General features: G+C 70.2%; 17 protein-coding genes and 1 rRNA gene. 15 read left to right on the plus strand and 3 right to left on the minus strand.

Annotated elements, in window-relative coordinates; translation table 11 throughout:
* From rrf to ACZ6BB_RS41635, 9 genes are all read left to right on the plus strand, one after another.
* Nucleotides 1-84: ribosomal RNA gene (gene rrf, locus ACZ6BB_RS41595) — 5S ribosomal RNA — on the plus strand; the annotation flags it as partial.
* Nucleotides 85-156: 72 nt separating this feature from the next.
* The gene (locus tag ACZ6BB_RS41600) at nt 157-801 is read left to right on the plus strand and encodes an HAD family hydrolase (protein ID WP_471620285.1); all 645 of its coding nucleotides are present in this window, start codon (nt 157-159) and stop codon (nt 799-801) included.
* A 54-nt stretch (nt 802-855) separates the two neighbouring features.
* Complete coding sequence (locus ACZ6BB_RS41605; protein WP_471620286.1) at nt 856-2,073, plus strand: MFS transporter; 1,218 nt, start codon at nt 856-858, stop codon at nt 2,071-2,073.
* Nucleotides 2,024-3,199: an acetoin utilization protein AcuC gene (locus tag ACZ6BB_RS41610; RefSeq protein ID WP_471620287.1), complete on the plus strand. Its 1,176-nt coding sequence runs from the start codon at nt 2,024-2,026 to the stop codon at nt 3,197-3,199. Before ACZ6BB_RS41605 ends, ACZ6BB_RS41610 begins: the two co-directional genes overlap by 50 nt.
* Nucleotides 3,200-3,400: 201 nt before the next feature.
* Nucleotides 3,401-4,216 carry a phosphatase gene (locus tag ACZ6BB_RS41615; protein WP_471620288.1) on the plus strand — a complete coding sequence of 272 codons (816 nt, stop codon included), beginning with the start codon at nt 3,401-3,403 and terminating at the stop codon, nt 4,214-4,216.
* 129 nt (nt 4,217-4,345) lie between these two features.
* Nucleotides 4,346-4,558, plus strand: coding sequence for a helix-turn-helix domain-containing protein (locus ACZ6BB_RS41620; protein ID WP_004984898.1), 213 nt, complete (start codon nt 4,346-4,348; stop codon nt 4,556-4,558).
* Nucleotides 4,559-4,725: 167 nt separating this feature from the next.
* Entirely contained in the window at nt 4,726-4,824 is a 99-nt protein-coding gene (locus ACZ6BB_RS41625; protein ID WP_003948845.1) for a 30S ribosomal protein bS22, read from the plus strand.
* Between the two features lie 305 nt (nt 4,825-5,129).
* Nucleotides 5,130-6,197 (plus strand): NAD-dependent epimerase/dehydratase family protein, encoded by a 1,068-nt coding sequence (locus tag ACZ6BB_RS41630; protein WP_318814609.1) that lies wholly within the window; start codon nt 5,130-5,132, stop codon nt 6,195-6,197.
* A gap of 14 nt (nt 6,198-6,211) precedes the next feature.
* Entirely contained in the window at nt 6,212-7,291 is a 1,080-nt protein-coding gene (locus tag ACZ6BB_RS41635) for a lysophospholipid acyltransferase family protein (RefSeq protein ID WP_471620289.1), read from the plus strand.
* 69 nt (nt 7,292-7,360) lie between these two features.
* Here ACZ6BB_RS41635 and ACZ6BB_RS41640 read toward each other — a convergent pair whose 3' ends face one another.
* The 3 genes from ACZ6BB_RS41640 to ACZ6BB_RS41650 all read right to left on the minus strand — a co-directional run bounded on the left by ACZ6BB_RS41640 (nt 7,361) and on the right by ACZ6BB_RS41650 (nt 10,989).
* On the minus strand, nt 7,361-8,596 hold the full coding sequence (locus ACZ6BB_RS41640; RefSeq protein ID WP_471620290.1) for a DUF5667 domain-containing protein: 1,236 nt from the start codon (nt 8,594-8,596) through the stop codon (nt 7,361-7,363).
* 284 nt (nt 8,597-8,880) lie between these two features.
* Entirely contained in the window at nt 8,881-9,657 is a 777-nt protein-coding gene (locus ACZ6BB_RS41645) for an ECF subfamily RNA polymerase sigma factor, BldN family (RefSeq protein ID WP_020113793.1), read from the minus strand.
* 396 nt (nt 9,658-10,053) lie between these two features.
* A complete protein-coding gene (locus tag ACZ6BB_RS41650) occupies nt 10,054-10,989 on the minus strand; it encodes an HAD family hydrolase (protein ID WP_078580134.1) in 936 nt (311 codons plus the stop codon).
* Between the two features lie 197 nt (nt 10,990-11,186).
* Here ACZ6BB_RS41650 and ACZ6BB_RS41655 point away from each other — a divergent pair, with 197 nt between their 5' ends.
* The 6 genes from ACZ6BB_RS41655 to ACZ6BB_RS41680 all read left to right on the plus strand — a co-directional run bounded on the left by ACZ6BB_RS41655 (nt 11,187) and on the right by ACZ6BB_RS41680 (nt 17,941).
* Nucleotides 11,187-11,474, plus strand: a complete 288-nt coding sequence (locus tag ACZ6BB_RS41655) for a glutaredoxin family protein (protein WP_471620291.1) — start codon at nt 11,187-11,189, stop codon at nt 11,472-11,474.
* Nucleotides 11,475-11,791: 317 nt separating this feature from the next.
* The gene (locus ACZ6BB_RS41660) at nt 11,792-12,547 is read left to right on the plus strand and encodes a redox-sensing transcriptional repressor Rex (protein ID WP_013001613.1); all 756 of its coding nucleotides are present in this window, start codon (nt 11,792-11,794) and stop codon (nt 12,545-12,547) included.
* A complete protein-coding gene (locus tag ACZ6BB_RS41665) occupies nt 12,544-14,310 on the plus strand; it encodes a glutamyl-tRNA reductase (protein ID WP_471620292.1) in 1,767 nt (588 codons plus the stop codon). Before ACZ6BB_RS41660 ends, ACZ6BB_RS41665 begins: the two co-directional genes overlap by 4 nt.
* The gene (hemC, locus tag ACZ6BB_RS41670; RefSeq protein ID WP_471620293.1) at nt 14,307-15,275 is read left to right on the plus strand and encodes a hydroxymethylbilane synthase; all 969 of its coding nucleotides are present in this window, start codon (nt 14,307-14,309) and stop codon (nt 15,273-15,275) included. Before ACZ6BB_RS41665 ends, hemC begins: the two co-directional genes overlap by 4 nt.
* Nucleotides 15,272-17,023 (plus strand): bifunctional uroporphyrinogen-III C-methyltransferase/uroporphyrinogen-III synthase, encoded by a 1,752-nt coding sequence (locus tag ACZ6BB_RS41675; RefSeq protein WP_471620294.1) that lies wholly within the window; start codon nt 15,272-15,274, stop codon nt 17,021-17,023. The genes hemC and ACZ6BB_RS41675 overlap by 4 nt, the downstream gene beginning before the upstream one ends.
* 579 nt (nt 17,024-17,602) lie before the next feature.
* Complete coding sequence (locus ACZ6BB_RS41680) at nt 17,603-17,941, plus strand: hypothetical protein (protein ID WP_471620295.1); 339 nt, start codon at nt 17,603-17,605, stop codon at nt 17,939-17,941.
* The last annotated feature ends 251 nt before the right edge of the window (nt 17,942-18,192 follow it).

Raw genomic sequence — 18,192 nt, forward strand, 5'->3', positions numbered from 1 at the left:
TACATTCCGAACCCGGAAGCTAAGCCTTACAGCGCCGATGGTACTGCAGGGGGGACCCTGTGGGAGAGTAGGACGCCGCCGAACAAATATTGAGAAAACCCCTGTCGGGAAACCGGCGGGGGTTTTCTGCGTTTGGGCTTCGTTTAGGGTCGGACCATGCGCTACGACCTCGTGATCTTCGACAATGACGGTGTTCTCGTCGACAGCGAGCCCATCTCCAACCGGCTCCTCGCCGAGTACCTCACCGAACTCGGGCACCCGACCTCGTACGAGGACTCCATCCGGGACTACATGGGGTCGGCCATGCACCGGATCCACGAGCTGGTGCTGGAGCGGACCGGGCAGACACTGCCGGCGGACTTCGACGACGTCTTCCATCAGCGGGTGTTCGCCGGGTTCGAACGGGAGTTGCAGCCCGTGCCGGGTGTGGTCACGGTCCTGGAGAAGCTGGTCGCGGACGGGGTGCCGTACTGCGTGGCGTCGTCCGGAAGCCATGAGCGGATCCGGGTGGGGCATCGGACGACCGGGCTCGACCGGTGGTTCGGGGAGGGACTCGTGTTCAGTGCGCAGGACGTGGGGCGGGGCAAGCCGGCTCCGGATCTCTTCCTGCACGCGGCCGAACGGATGGACGTCGCTCCGGAGCGGTGTGCCGTCGTCGAGGACAGTCCTCTCGGGGTGCGGGCTGGGCTCGCGGCCGGGATGGATGTGTACGGGTATACGGCGATGACGCCCGCCGGGAAGCTGCCCGGCGCCAGAGGGTACTTTTCGGACATGGGAGAGCTGCTCGACCTGCTTAGTTGAGCAGTATTCAACTTCCTCTACCCATGAGTAGGCCGTGCCCCCTACTGTGCCGCCATGACAGATGTGCTGCGGCGCGGTAGGGCCGCGTTGGCGTTCAGCTTCTTCGCTCAGGGCGTCGCCTTCGCGCTGCTCGTGACGCGGATTCCGGCCATTCAGGACCGGTACGGCGTCTCCGACGCGCTGTTGCCCGCCTTCCTCGCCGCCGTGCCGGTCCTCGCCGGAGTCGGCAGCGTCTGCACCGAGCACCTCGTGAAGCGAGTGCCACCGAGCCAGGTGCTGAGGTGGTCCCAGCCCGTCGTGCTCCTGGCGCTGCTCGGTGTGGGTGCCGGTGACCAGATGATCGTCCTGGGTGCCTCGCTGGCGGCCTTCGGGCTGGCGGTCGGAGCGCTGGACGCGTCCATGAACATGCTCGGGGTGAGCCTGCAGCGGTCGTACGGGCGGAGCATCATGCTCGGTTTCCACGCCGTGTACAGCCTGGGCGGGATAGCCGGGGCCTCACTGGCCTGGGTGGGAGCGCACTGGGATCTGGCTCTGCTGTCCCTGTACCTGCCGGTGGGAGTCGTACTGCTGCCGGCCGCCCTGGTGGGGAGCCGGTGGTACGTGGACGGGAGCGGTCCCGAGGACAAGGTTCCGGCAGCCGCCGCGGAGGGCGGGAACGTCGCCTTCAAGTTGCTGCTGCCGCTCTGTCTGGTGATGTGCTTCGCCTATATCGGCGACTCGACCGTCTCCAACTGGAGCGCGAAGTATCTGCAGGACGTTCTCGGCAGCTCGGACCAGCTGTCGACCGTTCCGTACAACGTCTACATGATCACCACGCTGCTCGGGCGTTCCATCGGGGACTTCGGGGTGCGGAGGTTCGGGGCCGCGGCCGTCGTGCGGGCCGGAGCGGTGGTGGCGGCGGTCGGCTTCGCCGTGGTGGCGGGCGCGCCGGGGGCCTGGGTGGGGATGCTCGGGTTCACGCTGCTGGGGCTCGGGCTGTGTGTGCTGGTGCCGCAGACGTTCGCCGCGGCCGGACGACTCTTCCCCGGGGCTTCGGACGCCGCCGTCGCGCGCCTGAACATCTTCAACTATGTCGGTTTCCTGATCGGTTCTCCGTTGGTGGGGGCCCTGGGTGACCTCTGGAGCTATCGCGGGGCGATGCTCGTACCGATGGTTCTGGTGCTGGTGACGTTGGTGTACGCCCGGTCGTTCGAGACTGAACCGGACCGATACGGTGGCGGGCATGAGCGGCCGCGCACAGCTGATGTGGGACGAGGCAGTAACGGGCTATGACTTCGGCCCGGACCATCCGATGGATCCGGTCCGGCTGGCGCTGACCCGGAGCCTGGTGAGCGCCTTCGGGCTGGACCGGGAGATGGACGTCGTGGCGGCGAAGCCGGCGGGGGAGTCGACCCTGCGGCTCGTGCACCGCGAGGACTACGTGGCGGCGGTCAGGGCCGCGTCCGCCGATCCCCGGAGCGCGGACGGCGCGTACGGGCTGGGGACCGTGGACGATCCGGCCTTCGCCGGCATGCACGAGGTGTCCGCGGTCATCGCGGGGCAGTCGGTGGGGGCGGCGGAGGCCGTGTGGCGCGGGGACGTGCTGCACGCGGTGAACTTCGCGGGCGGGCTGCACCACGCGATGCCCGGGGGTGCGTCGGGGTTCTGCATCTACAACGACGCGTCGCTCGCCATCGCCCGGCTGCTGGAACTGGGGGCGGAGCGGGTCGCGTACGTGGATGTGGACGTGCACCACGGCGACGGAGTGCAGGCGGCGTTCTGGGAGGACCCGCGGGTTCTCACGATCTCGCTGCACGAACATCCGCGGACCCTGTTCCCGCAGACGGGGTGGCCGGAGGAGACGGGAGCCTCGCGGGGGGCGGAGGGGTCGGCCGTGAACGTGGCGCTGCCGGCGGGGACCGGGGACGCGGGGTGGGTGCGGGCGTTCCACGCGGTGGTGCCGGAGCTGATCGCGGACTTCCGGCCGCAGGTGCTGGTGACCCAGCACGGGGCCGACACCCACTTCGACGACCCGCTGGCGCACCTGGCGGTGTCGCTGGACGCCCAGCGGGCGGTGCAGATGGCGTTGCACGAGCTGGCCCACGCGTACGCCGACGGGCGGTGGGTCGCGCTCGGCGGGGGCGGGTACGCGGTGGTGGATGTGGTGCCGCGGTCGTGGACGCATCTGGTGGCGATCGCGGCGGGGCGGGAGATCGCGCCGGAGCGTGCGATTCCCGAGGAGTGGCGGCAGCAGGTGTTCGCCCGGACGCGGCAGCTGGCGCCGGCGCGGATGACCGATGGCCGGTGGCCTGTGGAGTGGGCCGGGTGGGAGGCCGGGTACGACCCCGCCGATCGGTTGGATCAGGCGGTGTTGGCCACGCGGAAGGCTGTGTTTCCGTTGCGGGGGTTGTTGCCCTAGAGGTTTTCTCGCCCCGCCGCCCCTACCCGCCCCTACCCGTCCCCGGAGGCTGGGCGCTCCTTCGGCCCCGTCAACGATTCGGGGCTCCGCCCCGGACCCCGTTCGTGCGGTTCCCCGCGCCTCTGGGAGGGGTTACGCCAACTGTGTGGTGGAACGGGGGTTTTCGGGGTGGTGGGGCGGGCTGTGCGTCAGCATCGGGGCGTGGTGAGTGGCGCGGCGTTGCGGGAGCATCTGGTGGCCTGCGGGCTGGCCGGGCCTGTCGCCACCGCTCGGGAGGCGAGTCTGCGGAGCTATCGGTTGTTCGCGGCCCGGGACCCTCGGTTTCTGATCGGACTTGATCCGGAACTGTCCTGGCGGCAGCGGGACGTGCTCGATCTGATGGCGGAGAAGTGTGGAGTTTCGGCCGATCCGGGATGCACTTCAGGGCAGGATGTCATTGACCCCGAGCGCACGATGGGTGCGCTGGACCGCTTTGCGGAACGTGTCGCGGCGGTCGCTCGCAGTGGCGGGACGGTGCTCTTCGGTACCGGGCACCCGCATCGGCTGATCGGTTTCTACGGCGCGTTGGCAGACGCCATGTCGGCGGCAGGATGTGAAGTTCTCACCCCGGCAAGGGGTAGACGTGTCGACATAACGACCCGGTTCGGTCTACGCACGCACAACCTCGACTACGTACGAGGAGTCGCCGTCGTCCGCGAGGCGCCTGCCTTGCGCTCCGGTTGTGCGACCGGCGTGCACACCCACTCGCCGCTCCCGGTTCGGACGGTTCTGGCGGCCGCGGCGGAGGCCGGCGGGCCGCTCCCGGAACTCGTGGTCGGCGACCATGGATGGGTCTGCGGGGCAGGTCAGCTGGGGTTCGAGGCGATCGGACTCGCCGACACGGACGATCCGGCGCTCTTCGTGGGTGAGGCGGAGGGGCGCGTGTCCGTCGCCGTTCCACTTGATGACGGTGTGCGGTCTGATTACTACCGACCACTGACCCGCTACGTACTCAATCGGGCGTGTCTGTCACAGTAGGCCGCCGATGGCATCCCCTCTTCCCCACTCGCATCACCCGCCCCTACATTGGGGAGTGAGCACGCAACGACGAAGAGTCACCGGAAGGGGAAGCCGGTGGCCGTCGAGTGCGGAAGGTTCAGGTGTGTCATGGCTGCAGCTGGCGAGAGGCCTCTGAACGAGGTTCAGTTCCTGACCGTGGCGGAAGTCGCCTCGGTGATGCGAGTGTCGAAGATGACCGTGTACCGCCTGGTGCACAGCGGTCATCTGCCGGCGATCCGGGTGGGCAGGTCCTTCCGGGTGCCGGAGCAAGCGGTACACGAGTACCTCCGCGAGAGCTATGTGGGGGTGGAGACGGCCTGACGGCCACCGGGGCCGAGGGGCTCCCGGAGGACGTGCGGTACCTCCGGAAGCCCCCCGCTCCCCCTCGATTACGACCTCAGCGCTCGGACGGGTAGGCTAGCCCCTCGTAGGTCGTATGGGCCCATGGCGCCCAAACGCCGAGTGATGAGAAGTGAGCGAGGGTAGTCGTGGGCTCTGTTATCAAGAAGCGGCGCAAGCGGATGGCTAAGAAGAAGCACCGCAAGCTGCTCAAGCGCACCCGCGTTCAGCGTCGCAACAAGAAGTAAGGCGGTCCGGCCCCGGCAACGGGGTCCTGGCCGGCCCCCCGCGCGTAAGGGGGCCGCACGCCTTGCTTTCTTGCGCGAGCGCTGTTGAGAGCGCGTTGCCGTGGCCCTCCACCGAATGCGGTGGGGGGCCACGGTGTTTTCGGCGTTCACCGTTTCGGCGTTCACTGTTTTTGCCGGTCATTGACGGGGTCGTGGTCACCACTCCGCAACATCGAACCGCTAACGTGGCGGCACACGGGGAACGCGGCAGAGAACGAGCAGAGTTACGCCTATGTGAGCGGACGTCTGGAAGGAAGGCGCTGATCTTGGGGAAGGTCGTGCTCGTCACCGGGGTGGCCCGTCAGCTGGGAGGCCGTTTCGTGCGGCGAATCCAGCGTGACCCGCAGGTCGACCGGGTCATCGCGGTCGACGCGGTGCCCCCGGCACATCATCTGGGCGGCGCGGACTTCGTGCAGGCCGACATCAGGCAGCCGGCCATAGCCCGGCTGCTGGCCGAGCACAACGTGGACACCGTGGTGCACATGGACGTCACGGGCACCCCTCTGGGCAGCGGCGGCCGGGCCACGCTGAAGGAGACCAACGTCATCGGCACCATGCAGCTGCTCGGTGCCTGCCAGAAGTCCCCGCTGGTCAAGCGGCTGGTCGTGAAGTCCAGTACGAACGTGTACGGGTCCGCGCCGCGTGACCCGGCCGTGTTCACCGAGACCATGCCGCCCAAGTCGCTGCCCAGCGGCGGCTTCGCCAAGGACACCGTCGAGGTCGAGGGGTACGTACGGGGATTCGCCCGGCGGCGGCCCGATGTGGCCGTGTGCGTGCTGCGGTTCGCGAACATCCTCGGACCGAGCGCGGATTCACCGCTCGCCTCGTACTTCTCGCTGCCGGTGCTGCCGACCGTGCTGGGCTACGACCCGCGGCTGCAGTTCGTGCACGAGGACGACGTCATCGAGGTGCTGCGGATCGCCTCGCACGAGCCGGCGCGGGGCACGCTCAACAGCGGCACGTTCAACATCGCGGGTGACGGTGTCCTGCTGCTGTCGCAGTGCGCGCGGCGCCTCGGCCGGCCGACGGTGCCGCTGCTGATGCCGGCCGTGAGCTGGGTCGGCTCGATGGTCCGCACACTGGGCTTCACCGACTTCTCGCCGGAGCAGCTGCGGCTGCTGACCCATGGGCGGGTCGTGTCGACGAACCAGATGCGCGAGACACTGGGCTACCGGGCCAGATACACGACCACGGAGACCTTCGCCGACTTCGCCCGCAGCAGGGGCCCCGGCCTCCTGCCCCCGGAGGCCCTCGCTGGGGCCATCGACCGGATCGCCGCCCTGCCCGTGTCCACGCCGGGCGGCGGCCACCCCCCGACGCAGAGCGCCAACTGAGGAGCGCATCAACGATGGCGGATGCCAAGGTCATTCCCTTCGACGACGACCGGACGCGCGGCGGCGCCCTGCAGCGCCCGCCGCGTCGGCGGAGTACGGGGAGCCGGCGCAAGGGCGACAACGCGGTCGTCCGGGATGTTCGTGAATCCGGCGAGGTCCAGGCCCTCCCCGGACGGCCGACCAGCACCGATGATGTTCCTGTGACACGGGAGAAGCCGGAGCCGCCCCTGGAGGCCGCCGAGGCACACGACGGCGGCGGCCTGGAGCGCCGGATCGCGGGCGGGCTCGCGTTCCTGCGCAAGCGGCTCACCGGTGACTACGAGGTCGACGACTTCGGCTACGACGCCGAACTCACCGACCAGGTGCTGATGTCCCTGCTGCGGCCGGTGTACGAGAAGTACTTCCGGGTCGAGGTGAAGGGCATCGAGAACATCCCGACGGACGGCGGCGCCCTGATCGTCTCCAACCACTCGGGGACGCTGCCGCTGGACGGCCTGATGATGCAGGTCGCCGTGCACGACAACCACCCCACCGGGCGGCATCTGCGGCTGCTCGCGGCGGACCTGGTCTTCATGCTGCCGGTGGTCAACGAGCTGGCCCGCAAGCTCGGCCACACCCTCGCGTGCGCGGAGGACGCCTCACGGCTGCTGCAGCAGGGCGAGCTGGTCGGGGTCATGCCGGAGGGCTTCAAGGGCCTCGGCAAGCCCTTCGGGGAGCGCTACAAGCTGCAGCGCTTCGGCCGCGGTGGCTTCGTCTCCACCGCCCTGCGCGCCGGCACGCCGATCATCCCGTGCTCGATCGTGGGCGCGGAGGAGATCTACCCGATGATCGGGAACTCGAAGACGATCGCCCGGCTGCTGGGCTTCCCGTACTTCCCGATCACGCCGACGTTCCCGTTGCTCGGTCCGCTGGGTGCGGTGCCGCTGCCGACGAAGTGGACGATCCAGTTCGGTGAGCCGATCCCGACGGACGGCTATCCGCCGGAGGCCGCCGAGGACCCGATGCTGATGTTCAACCTGACCGACCAGGTGCGCGAGCAGATCCAGCACACCCTGTACAAGCTGCTGGTGCAGCGGCGGTCGGTGTTCTTCTAGCCGCCGCGGCGGTCGTACGACGGTGGGGGCGCCCTTCTTCGAGAAGGGCGCCCCCACCGTCTTCAGGGGTCAGTCGCTGTTCTGGCCGTCGATGCCCAGGCCCGGCAGGAGGCCCGGGAGGAGGGGCGGGAGGGTGACGTCGGGCTGTTCGGCCGGGGTGGACCTGCCGGTGGACGGGGCGGTGGTGGCGGTGTCCTGCTGCGGCGGGTCGAGCAGTCCGCCGGTGGTGCCGCCGACGAGGCCCTCGCCGCCGCCGGCCGAGGTGGACGGCTTGGGCTTGCCGGTGGTGTCCTCGCTGTCGCCGCCGGTCGAGCCTTCGGGGGCGCTCGGGGCCGGGCGGCCGGGGTCGGTGGTGCCGGGGGTGCCGGAGCCCGTGGAGCGCTGCCTGCCGTCGCCGCCCGGGGAGGGCTGAGGGGGCAGGAGCGACGAGTGCGGGGCGACCTCGTCGTCTATGGCGTCGAAGACCGACGAGACCTGTCGGCTCACGTCTCCGAGCTGCACGGGCAGCCGGTCGCGCAGCGCGCCCCAGGCATGGCGATGGGACCGGGAGAACGCCGAGAGGGCCCGGATGGGGCCCAGGGACTCCGGATCTCGCTCGTACGCCTCGTGGAGCAGGCGGTGGCCCTCGGAGGCGTCGTGCCGCATCCCGGTGAGGGCGCGGCGGATCTCGCCGAGGGACTCGTGGTCGAGCTGTCCGCCCCGGCCGCGCTCCATGAGGCGGCGGGCCTCGCCGAGCCGGGTCGACGCCTGGTCCAGATAGAGCCGTCCCCGGTCGTCGCTGTCGTCGGCCAGGGTGAGTTTCACGTCCTCGATGCCGCGCTTCAGGCCGTAGAGCGAGTCACCGGGCAGGGCGTCCGAACTGGCGGCTGCCACGCCGCCGAAGGCGCTCGCGGCCACGCCGACGCTGAGCCCGCCCGCGGCGAGACCCTTCGTCAGACGGGACCGTGGTCGCAGCCTGCCCAGCGGACTTGCCCGGTGCGCGCCCCGCGCCTTGCCCGATCGCTGTTCGGGTACCGAAGGGTCCGACGCCTCGCGCCCCGGCAGCGTGCCGTCCCGCAGCATGGCTTCCATCGCGGCCACCAACTGGGCGCGATGGACGACCTTGACCTCGGGGTCGAGCACCGGCTTGGGCAGCTCGTCGAGACCGGTGGTGAGGGCCAGCATCTGGCCCTGTTCGGTCTGTCGCGCTGCCGGGGCCGGTTCCGATCCCTCGGGCCGCTCGGCCGCCGTGCCCTGGTCGGACAGCTCCTCCAGGGCCTGGGCGAAGGCGTTCGCCCGCCGGTGCGCCGATACGTTCGCGATCACTGGCGGCACCTCCTCTCGTCATGACGGTCGACTCCCCAGGGGGTCCTGAGGGTTGCACGTCCCCGGCCGGTCCACACGATCGAGTGATCGGTGTCGGCCAGGCGCGACCACAGGGAGCCTGTATCCCGCACAACGAGCGGCGTGGCACTTGGGTTACGGACGGCGGGTGATTGGGCGAGGAAGTCAACCGACCTAGACGGAGGGTCAGTTGAGGATCGCGGAGCGTGTCCGATCGCCGCCCTCGGCGCGGTGTCGCTCAGGGCCGGTGGTCCCGGTCGGCGGGGTCAGCGGGCGTCGTCCGGGAGGAGGCGGGCGAGGGTGCGGACCGCGCGGTACTGGAGGGTCTTGATCGCGCCCTCGTTCTTGCCCATGACGCGGGCGGTCTCGGCGACGGAGAGGCCCTGCAGGAAGCGGAGCGTGACGCACTCCTGCTGCTGGGGGTTGAGGCGGCGTACGGCTTCGAGGAGGGCCGCGTTGGAGAGGGACTCCAGGACGGAGTCCTCGGGGGAGCGCTCGACCTCGTTGGCGTCGAGCATCTCGCCTGTGGTGACCTCCAGCCGGAAACGGCTGGACTTGAAGTGGTCGGCCACCAGGTTGCGGGCGATCGTGACCAGCCAGGCGCCGAAGTCGCGGCCCTGCCAGGTGAACGTGCCGATGCGCCGCAGGGCGCGCAGGAACGTCTCGCTGGTGAGGTCCTCGGCGGTCGCCTTGCCGCCCACGCGGTAGTAGATGTAGCGGTAGACCGTGTCGCTGTACTGGTCGTACAGGCGACCGAAGGCGTCGGCCTCGCCGGACTGGGCGCGTTCGACGAGGTCCATCATGCGGGCGCTGTCGCTGTCCGCGGCGGGACGGCGGGTGGTCGTGGCGGTGGATCCCGAACGGCCTCGTCTGCCTACCGCCGCGCTGCCGTCGGCCAGTGCGTAGCACGGGCCGACGGGCGCGGCGGAGGTGGCGAGGGCGGGGACGGCGTACGCGGTGGGGACGAAGCCGCGCAACAGTTGGTTGACTGTCGCGCGCAGCGTAGCCAGGCCCGAGGCGTCAACCCCGACGTGTGGGTACACGGGACTCCCAGAGGCAGAGCTTCCATCACGTGCAGTGCGGAACCTTTCACCCGTCGTAGCGACGGAGGGGTACCGGTTTGCGTTTGAGGAGAATAACGCTTCGTGCAGGCACTGCTACACCCAGTTGCTCAAATCATCGATTACGTCGCTTCTGTTACTGATTGGCGGCTGCCCAAGTACGTGTCCGTGATCGGTTGTTGACCGATTGGGTTCGTGTTCCGTCTGGGTGTGGGGCGTGTTGTGGTCGGGTGCGGACGGCGTGACTGAGGGGGGTGTCATGGGGGTAGGACGGCTGGAATGCGGGGTCGCGGGGGCCCGACGCACGAACGCCGGAGGGGCTGGTTTCCCAGCCCCTCCGGCGTTCGAAGAACGGCGGACGGTTCCGTTCGGTCCGGATCAGCGGCGACGGCGGTGCAGGGCGATCGCGGCCGCCGTGCCGCCGGCCACCGCGCCCACGCCCGCCGCCGCGGGGAGGCCGACCTTGGCGGCCTTGCGGGCGGTGCGGTAGTCCCGCAGACGCCAGTCCATGTCCCGGGCGTGCTTGCGGAGTTTGCTGTCGGGGTTGATGGCGTACGGGTGACCCACGAGCGACAGCATCGGGATGTCGTTGTGGGAGTCGCTGTACGCGGCGCAGCGGGAGAGGTCGAGGCTCTCCGCGACGGCCAGGGCGCGCACGGCCTCGGCCTTGGCGGGGCCGTGCAGCGGTTCGCCGACCAGCTTGCCGGTGTAGACGCCGTCGACGGACTCGGCGACCGTGCCCAGGGCGCCGGTCAGGCCGAGGCGGCGGGCGATCACCTGGGCGATCTCCACCGGCGCGGCCGTGACGAGCCAGACCTTCTGGCCGGCGTCGAGGTGGGCCTGGGCCAGGGCGCGGGTGCCCGGCCAGATGCGCTCGGCCATGTACTCGTCGTAGATCTCCTCGCCGATGATCGTCAGTTCGGCGACGCGGTGGCCCTGGACGATGGAGAGCGCGGAGTTCTGGGCGTCCTGCATGTGCTCGGGGTCCTCGGACCCCGCCAGCCTGAACCATGCCTGCTGCCAGGCGAATCGGGCGAGGTCGCGGGTCTCGAAGAACTTCCGCTTGTACAGGCCGCGGCCGAAGTGGAAGAGCGAGGCGCCCTGCATGACGGTGTTGTCGAGATCGAAGAACGCGGCGGCCCTGTCGTCGCCGAGAACCGGGAACACCGGTTCCTGGACGGCGTCGGGTGCGGGGGAGATGTCCTCCAACTCCTGGGAGGACTTGCGCGCTGCCTCCGCAGAGGCCTCGCCTGCCAAAACGCTCCGCGCCGTGGCGGAGCGCCTACGGGGAGTGAGCCATCCGAGAGCGGCCATGTCGTGAGCATAGCCAGTCTGTTCGGGGGTTCCGGAGCCGAGAGGTTCGCGGGCTGTGAACTCTCCGCGACCGTGCCGTTAAAGAAGTGTCGCGGACGGCGTGTCCCGGTGCGCAACAGGCCCCGCGCGATGGGGAAAAGGGCAGGTCGTGCGCTGTGTGGTGAGCGAGAGGCGGGGACGTCGGGCGCGGGGTGACAATGGCCGTCATGAGTGCCATGTTCCGGCGGACGCCGAAGAATTCCGGTGAGCGTCTCGTCACACTGATCGGGAAATCCGGGTGTCATCTTTGCGACGACGCCGAGGCGGTGATCGGGAAGGTCTGCGGTGAGCTGGGCGTTCCCTGGGAGAAGAAGGACATCGAGGAGGATGCGGAACTGCACCGGCAGTACTGGGAGCAGATTCCGGTCGTGCTGGTGGACGGTGCTCAGCACACCTTCTGGCGGGTCGATGAGGAGCGCCTTCGCAAAGCCCTCGCACCAAGGTGACGATGATGTGACCTGACCGACCAGTCCAAGTGGTCCCAATAGTCGCTTAGGATCGATGGGCTGGTTGGTCTCGGGGGCGGGATTCGTGAGGAGAGTGTGCGGTTTTGCCCCTGTCGTGCAAGGCGTCCGGTGAGGAACGACGGTGCGTGCGCGCCGGTTCCGTACGCGCGTGTCGGGTGTGCGTGACCCCGGTCACGTTGGCCGGGCAAATCGGACACCATCTTTGTGCACGCGTTCACAAAGACATAGCCTGCTGTCGACGGGGCGGTCTGGGGACGCATGACCGCCCGCAGCCCCGCTCTACCCGCAGGAGCACCGTGGCAACTGGCCGAACTCACCGACCGGCGACCCGTAGCCGAGGGATTCCCGAGGCCACCGTCGCCAGGCTTCCGCTGTACCTCCGTGCTCTGACCGCGCTCTCCGAGCGTTCGGTACCCACCGTTTCATCCGAGGAACTCGCGGCCGCGGCGGGGGTCAACTCCGCGAAGCTGCGCAAGGACTTCTCGTACCTCGGTTCCTATGGGACCAGGGGTGTGGGGTACGACGTCGAGTATCTCGTCTACCAGATCTCGCGTGAGCTCGGGCTGACCCAGGACTGGCCGGTCGTGATCGTCGGTATCGGTAATCTCGGCGCCGCGCTGGCCAATTACGGCGGGTTCGCCTCCCGTGGATTCCGGGTGGCCGCGTTGATAGACGCCGACCCGGCGATGGCGGGCAAGCCCGTCGCGGGTATCGCGGTGCAGCACACGGACGAGCTGGAAAAGATCATCGACGACAACGGTGTGTCGATCGGTGTGATCGCCACGCCCGCCGGCGCCGCCCAGCAGGTGTGCGACCGGCTGGTCGCCGCCGGGATCACGTCGATCCTGAACTTCGCGCCCACCGTCCTCTCCGTGCCGGACGGCGTCGACGTCCGCAAGGTGGACCTCTCCATCGAACTGCAGATCCTGGCGTTCCACGAGCAGCGCAAGGCCGGCGAGGAGGCCGCGGCCGAGGCCGCCGCCGTGGCGCCGGCCCCCCAGGAATCCGGGAAAGGGCCCGACGGGGATGTCCCCGCCGTGATGCCGGCATGAGTCTCCTGGTCGTCGGACTGAGCCACCGCAGCGCTCCGGTGAGCGTGCTGGAGCGGGCGGCGCTGTCCCTGGACGCGCAGATCAAGTTGCTTCAGGACACGGTCGCCGCGGAGCCGGCCACCGAGGCCGCTCTCCTCGCCACGTGCAACCGCATCGAGCTGTACGCGGACGTGGACAAGTTCCACGCGGGCGTCGCCGAGCTGTCCACGCTGCTCGCCCGGCACAGCGGGGTCGGGCTCGACGAGATCACGCCGTATCTGTACGTGCACTACGAGGACCGGGCCGTCCACCATCTGTTCTCCGTGGCCTGCGGGCTCGACTCGATGGTCGTCGGCGAGGGGCAGATCCTCGGGCAGATCAAGGACGCGCTGGCCCGCGCCCAGGAGCTGCACACCGCCGGGCGGCTGCTCAACGACCTGTTCCAGCAGAGCCTCAGGGTCGGCAAGCGGGCGCACTCCGAGACCGGGATCGACCGGGCCGGGCAGTCGCTGGTGACCTTCGGTCTGGAGCAGTTCACCGCGGGCGCGGACGTCGGGAGCTGGGCCCGGGGCAAGCGGGCCGTGGTGATCGGCGCGGGCTCCATGTCCTCGCTGGCCGCCGCGACCCTCGCGCGCGCGGGCGTGGGCGAGATCGTGATCGCCAACCGGACGTACGACCGGGCCGAGCGGCTCGCCCAGATCCTCACCGAGCAGGGCGAAACGGACGTGCTGGCCCGCGCGGTACCGATGGAGTCGGTGCCGGGCGAGCTGACACGTGCTGACATCGCGGTCTCCTGTACGGGGGCCACTGGCCTGGTCCTGACCGCCGGCATGGTCGCGGCGGCCGTCGAGGGCCGGGTGCCCGAAGGCGCCCCCTCGCAACCGGCGGCCCGCCCGGAGATCCGTACCGACATACGGGCGGCCCTGCCGCCGACCTCCGTCGGCAGCGACGACGACTGCCCGCTCGACCTGCCCGCAGTCCAGGGCGGCGGCTTCTCCGTGCACGGGGAGGACGCGGTCGCCGGGATGGACGCGGCCACCCTGGAACAGCACGCGGCCTGGGTGGACAACGCGACCGTCGACCGGCGCGCGAGCCGCCGCACGCCGGAGCGCGAGGCCCCGCGTACGCCCGCCGCCGACGCCGAGCTGATCACCGCGCTCGTCGCGGCCGTCGCCGTCAGCGGACGGATCACCGAGCTGCGCCGCCCCGAGGCGGTCGTCGAGGTGCCCCGGCCCGCGCCCGTGCTGGCCCTGCTGGACCTGGCGATGCCCCGTGACATCGACGCGGCCGCGCACCGGCTGGCCGGGGTACGGCTGGTCGACATCGAGTCGCTCGCCGAGGTCTCCGCCGACGCGCCGATGGCCGCCGACGTCGACCTGGTGCGGAGGATCGTTTCGGACGAGGTGGCCGCCTTCGGCGCCGCTCAGCGTGCCGCGCACATCACACCCACCGTCGTGGCGCTGCGCGCCATGGCCGCCGATGTCGTCGCGAGCGAGATCGCCCGCCTGGAGGGCCGGCTGCCCGGCCTCGACGACAAGCACCGGGGCGAGATCACCCAGACCGTGCGGCGCGTGGTGGACAAGCTGCTGCACGCGCCGACCGTACGGGTCAAGCAGCTCGCGGCCGAACCCGGCGGCGCCGGGTACGCGGACGCGCTGCGGACCCTGTTCGACCTGGACCAGGAGACGGTCGCCGCCGTGTCCCGGGCCGAGGACAGCGACGACCAGCGCACAGCCGGCGGCCAGTACGCCGGAGCGAACGCCGAGAACCGAGGGCGATCATGAGTGAGCCGCACAACAGGGCCCTGAGGCTCGGGACCAGGCGAAGCAAACTCGCCATGGCCCAGTCCGGGCAGGTGGCGGACGCGGTCCGCCGGCTGACCGGGCGGCCCGTCGAACTCGTGGAGATCACGACGTACGGCGACGTCTCCCGCGAGCAGCTCGCGCAGATCGGCGGCACGGGCGTGTTCGTCGCCGCGCTGCGCGAGGCGCTGCTGCGCGGCGAGGTCGACTTCGCCGTGCACTCCCTCAAGGACCTGCCGACCGCCCACCCCGACGAGCTGACGCTGGCCGCCGTGCCGGTGCGCGCGGACGTGCGGGACGTACTGGTCGCCCGGGACGGACTGACCTTCGAGCAGCTCCCCGCGGGCGCCCGGGTCGGTACCGGTTCGCCGCGCCGGATGTCCCAGCTGAACGCCTACGCGCGCAGTCACGGGCTCACGATCGAGACGGTGCCGATCCGCGGGAACGTCGACACGCGCATCGGGTACGTACGGAAGGGCGAGCTGGACGCCGTCGTCCTGGCCGCCGCCGGACTGACCCGGATCGGACGGATCGACGAAGCGACCGACTTCCTCCCGGTCGACACTGTTTTGCCCGCCCCCGGCCAGGGGGCACTGGCGATCGAATGCGCCGCAGCCGATGCGGAGCTGATCGCCGCGCTCGCCGGACTCGACGACCCGGACACCCGGGCCGCCGTGACCGCCGAGCGGTCCCTGCTCGCCGCCCTGGAGGCCGGTTGCAGCGCACCGGTGGGTGCGTTCGCCGACCTTCTGGACGACGGGCAGACTGTCAAGGAGATGCGCCTGCGCGGCGTCGTCGGCACCACCGACGGCTCGACGCTGGTGCAGCTGTCCACCACCGGTCCCGTGCCCGAGACGTACGACCAAGCAATGGCGCTCGGCCGTGAACTCGCCGCCGAGATGCTCGCTAAGGGCGCGGCCGGTCTGATGGGGGAGCGAGCACATTGAGCCCCACCACCCTTCCCGCCGGTCCGGACCACGGTCACGTCACCTTCCTCGGTGCCGGACCCGGGGATCCGGGACTGCTGACACTGCGCGCCGTCGAGGCCCTGGCGAACGCGGACGTTCTCATCGCCGAGCACGATGTGCTCGACGTGGTGCGTACGCACGCCCGCGCCGGCGTCGCCCTACTGGACACCGACTCGAGCCCGCCGTCGGCTCTGGCTGCGGCGTCCTCTGCCTCTTCCGCGGCTACTTCAGCGGATACGTATGCGGGCACAGGCACGCCTCAGCTGACGGTTGTTGACGGCGCGTCAACAACCGTTGGTGCACCCGCTGTGCGGGATGCGGCACATCTTGTCATGGAGGCCGCGAGGGGCGGCAGGCGGGTCGTGCGTGCGGTGTCCGGGGACCCCGGACTCGACACGTACGCCACCGAGGAGATGCTGGCGTGCGCCGCCGCCGGCGTGCCGTTCGAGGTGGTGCCCGGTGTGGCCGCCGCCGTGGGCGTGCCCGCGTACGCCGGTGTGCCGCTGCGGGACGCGCAGGGCGCGGACGTGCGGTTCGTCGACGCGCGCACGGCCTCCGACCGGTGCTGGGCGGAGGTCGGGGCGTCGGACGGCACCGTGGTCGTCTCGGCGACGCTGGAGACCGTGGCCGCGGCCGCCGGTGAGCTGGTCGCGGCGGGCCGCAAGCCCGATACGCCGATGACCGTGACGGTCGCCGGTACGACGACGCGGCAGCGCACCTGGACCGCGACGCTCGGCACGATCGCGCAGACGCTGAAGCAGGCCAAGGTGCTGCCCTCCCCCGAGGGCGGCCGGCCGGTGATAGTGGTGGTCGGCGAGCGTTCCTCGGCGGCCCAGCGCGACCAGCTGTCGTGGTTCGAGAACAAGCCGCTCTTCGGGTGGCGGGTCCTCGTGCCGCGTACGAAGGAGCAGGCCGCCTCGCTCTCCGACCAACTGCGCTCGTACGGGGCCGTACCGCACGAGGTGCCGACGATCGCGGTCGAGCCGCCGCGCACGCCGCAGCAGATGGAGCGGGCCGTGAAGGGCCTCGTGACGGGGCGCTACGAGTGGATCGCCTTCACCTCGGTGAACGCGGTCAAGGCGGTGCGGGAGAAGTTCGAGGAGTACGGGCTCGACGCGCGTGCCTTCGCCGGGATCAAGGTCGCGGCGGTGGGCGAGCAGACCGCCAAGGCGCTCATCGCGTTCGGTGTGAAGCCGGATCTGGTGCCGAGCGGTGAGCAGTCGGCCGCCGGGCTGCTGGAGGACTGGCCGCCGTACGACCCGGTCTTCGACCCGATCGACCGGGTGTTCCTGCCCCGGGCCGACATCGCCACGGAGACGCTGGTCGCCGGGCTGATCGAGCTGGGCTGGGAGGTCGACGACGTCACCGCGTACCGGACCGTGCGGGCCTCGCCGCCGCCGGCCGAGACTCGCGAGGCGATCAAGGGCGGTGGTTTCGACGCCGTGCTGTTCACCTCGTCCTCCACAGTGCGCAACCTGGTCGGCATCGCCGGGAAGCCGCACAACGTGACGGTGATCGCCTGTATCGGTCCCGCCACGGCAAAGACGGCCGAGGAACACGGGCTGCGGGTGGACGTGATGGCTCCCGAGCCGTCCGTGCACAGACTGGCGGAGGCGCTGGCGGACTTCGGCCTGCGGCGGCGGGCCGCGGCGGTCGAGGCGGGCGACCCCGTGACCCGGCCGAGCGAGCGGCGGCCGGGGGCGCGGCGGCGGAGGTCTACGACCTGAGGCGAGGCGTGAGAGAGGGGCGGTGGCTGCTTGCGGTTGCCGCCCCTCGCGTTCGCGGACGCCCTGCCTCGCTTTCGTGCTGCGGGCTTCTCGCGCTGTTCCCGGGCGCTGCGTAGGCGTTCACGTATCCGCGCGCGAGCCTGGTCCTAGAGGTTGTCCCGTAATCGGTGCGGCGGTTGGTGCGTTGGCTGGGCATGGGTGGGGTGATCTCAGCGGATGATCCGAAGTGGATCGAGTCGTCTCGGCCGCCTGGCCGGCTGGAAGGGTCGGGTCGATCGGTGCGAACGACCCGGGGCCGTTCGGGAGTACCGCCGCGCCTTTCGCGCGGTGCGGCCGAACGTCGCTGGGTGGCCTTCCGGCCGCAGCGGACTGCGGACGTGTCGTCGATGTGGGTTCGCCTGCCCCACGGTGGCTCTAGAATCGCGTCCGTCCATGATCATTCTTGCTACAGACGGGATTACGGTGTCGATATTCGCGAAACGGACCGTCACGCTTCTGGCCGCGACCGCTATGGCCGTCAGCATCTCCCTCGGTTCCGGGGCAGGCACAGCCGCGGCTGCTCCCACGCTGACCTACGACGTGTACTGGTCTCAGACCAACAAATCGGCGATCTACTACCTCTACGCCAACGGTGCCTACGCCGGATTCGTGGAATGGCACGCGGACCCGGTGGGCTCCACTCCTGGTGACGCGCTGCGGGCGCGTGACAGCACGGCAGAGGGGTGGGGCGTCGAGGCGACGGTCAGTACGGTCACGATCGGCTACTCCCGTACGGCTTCCACCCGGGGAGAGCCGTCCCCCTACACGACTCCATGGAATACCGGCAACCTCGATGAGGGGACCAAGCTGCGACTCACGGGCTGCCTGGTGAAGGGCTCGGAGGAGGTCTGCACCGCGGGCCACTACGTCTACGCGTAGCCGCGGCCCCTCGACGGGACGAACCGGCGGGCTGCGGGGTACCGATAGTTCTTGGACCGCTCCGCCACGGAGTTGTGTCCGCGGCTGGTTACTCGACGGTCGCCGGGGTGGCGACCTGGTCGCACAACTCGAACAGCGGGAACCACTCCTAGACGAAGTTCCTATTGCGGGGTTCACGGACGCAGGGAGGGTGTCCAACATCGGGTTGTGACGACCGAGTTAGACACCCTCTTGACCGCACTGTACGTGCA

The sequence above is a fragment of the Streptomyces sp. NPDC041108 genome, from assembly GCF_055592645.1.

Coding starts and splice junctions, on each gene's coding strand:
- hemC (WP_471620293.1), top strand. CDS start 14,307: ATGAGTGAGCCGCACAACAGGGCCCTGAGGCTCGGGACCAGGCGAAGC.
- ACZ6BB_RS41600 (WP_471620285.1), top strand. CDS start 157: ATGCGCTACGACCTCGTGATCTTCGACAATGACGGTGTTCTCGTCGAC.
- ACZ6BB_RS41610 (WP_471620287.1), top strand. CDS start 2,024: ATGAGCGGCCGCGCACAGCTGATGTGGGACGAGGCAGTAACGGGCTAT.
- ACZ6BB_RS41665 (WP_471620292.1), top strand. CDS start 12,544: ATGAGTCTCCTGGTCGTCGGACTGAGCCACCGCAGCGCTCCGGTGAGC.
- ACZ6BB_RS41605 (WP_471620286.1), top strand. CDS start 856: ATGACAGATGTGCTGCGGCGCGGTAGGGCCGCGTTGGCGTTCAGCTTC.
- ACZ6BB_RS41620 (WP_004984898.1), top strand. CDS start 4,346: ATGGCTGCAGCTGGCGAGAGGCCTCTGAACGAGGTTCAGTTCCTGACC.
- ACZ6BB_RS41650 (WP_078580134.1), bottom strand. CDS start 10,989: ATGGCCGCTCTCGGATGGCTCACTCCCCGTAGGCGCTCCGCCACGGCG.
- ACZ6BB_RS41655 (WP_471620291.1), top strand. CDS start 11,187: ATGGCCGTCATGAGTGCCATGTTCCGGCGGACGCCGAAGAATTCCGGT.
- ACZ6BB_RS41635 (WP_471620289.1), top strand. CDS start 6,212: ATGGCGGATGCCAAGGTCATTCCCTTCGACGACGACCGGACGCGCGGC.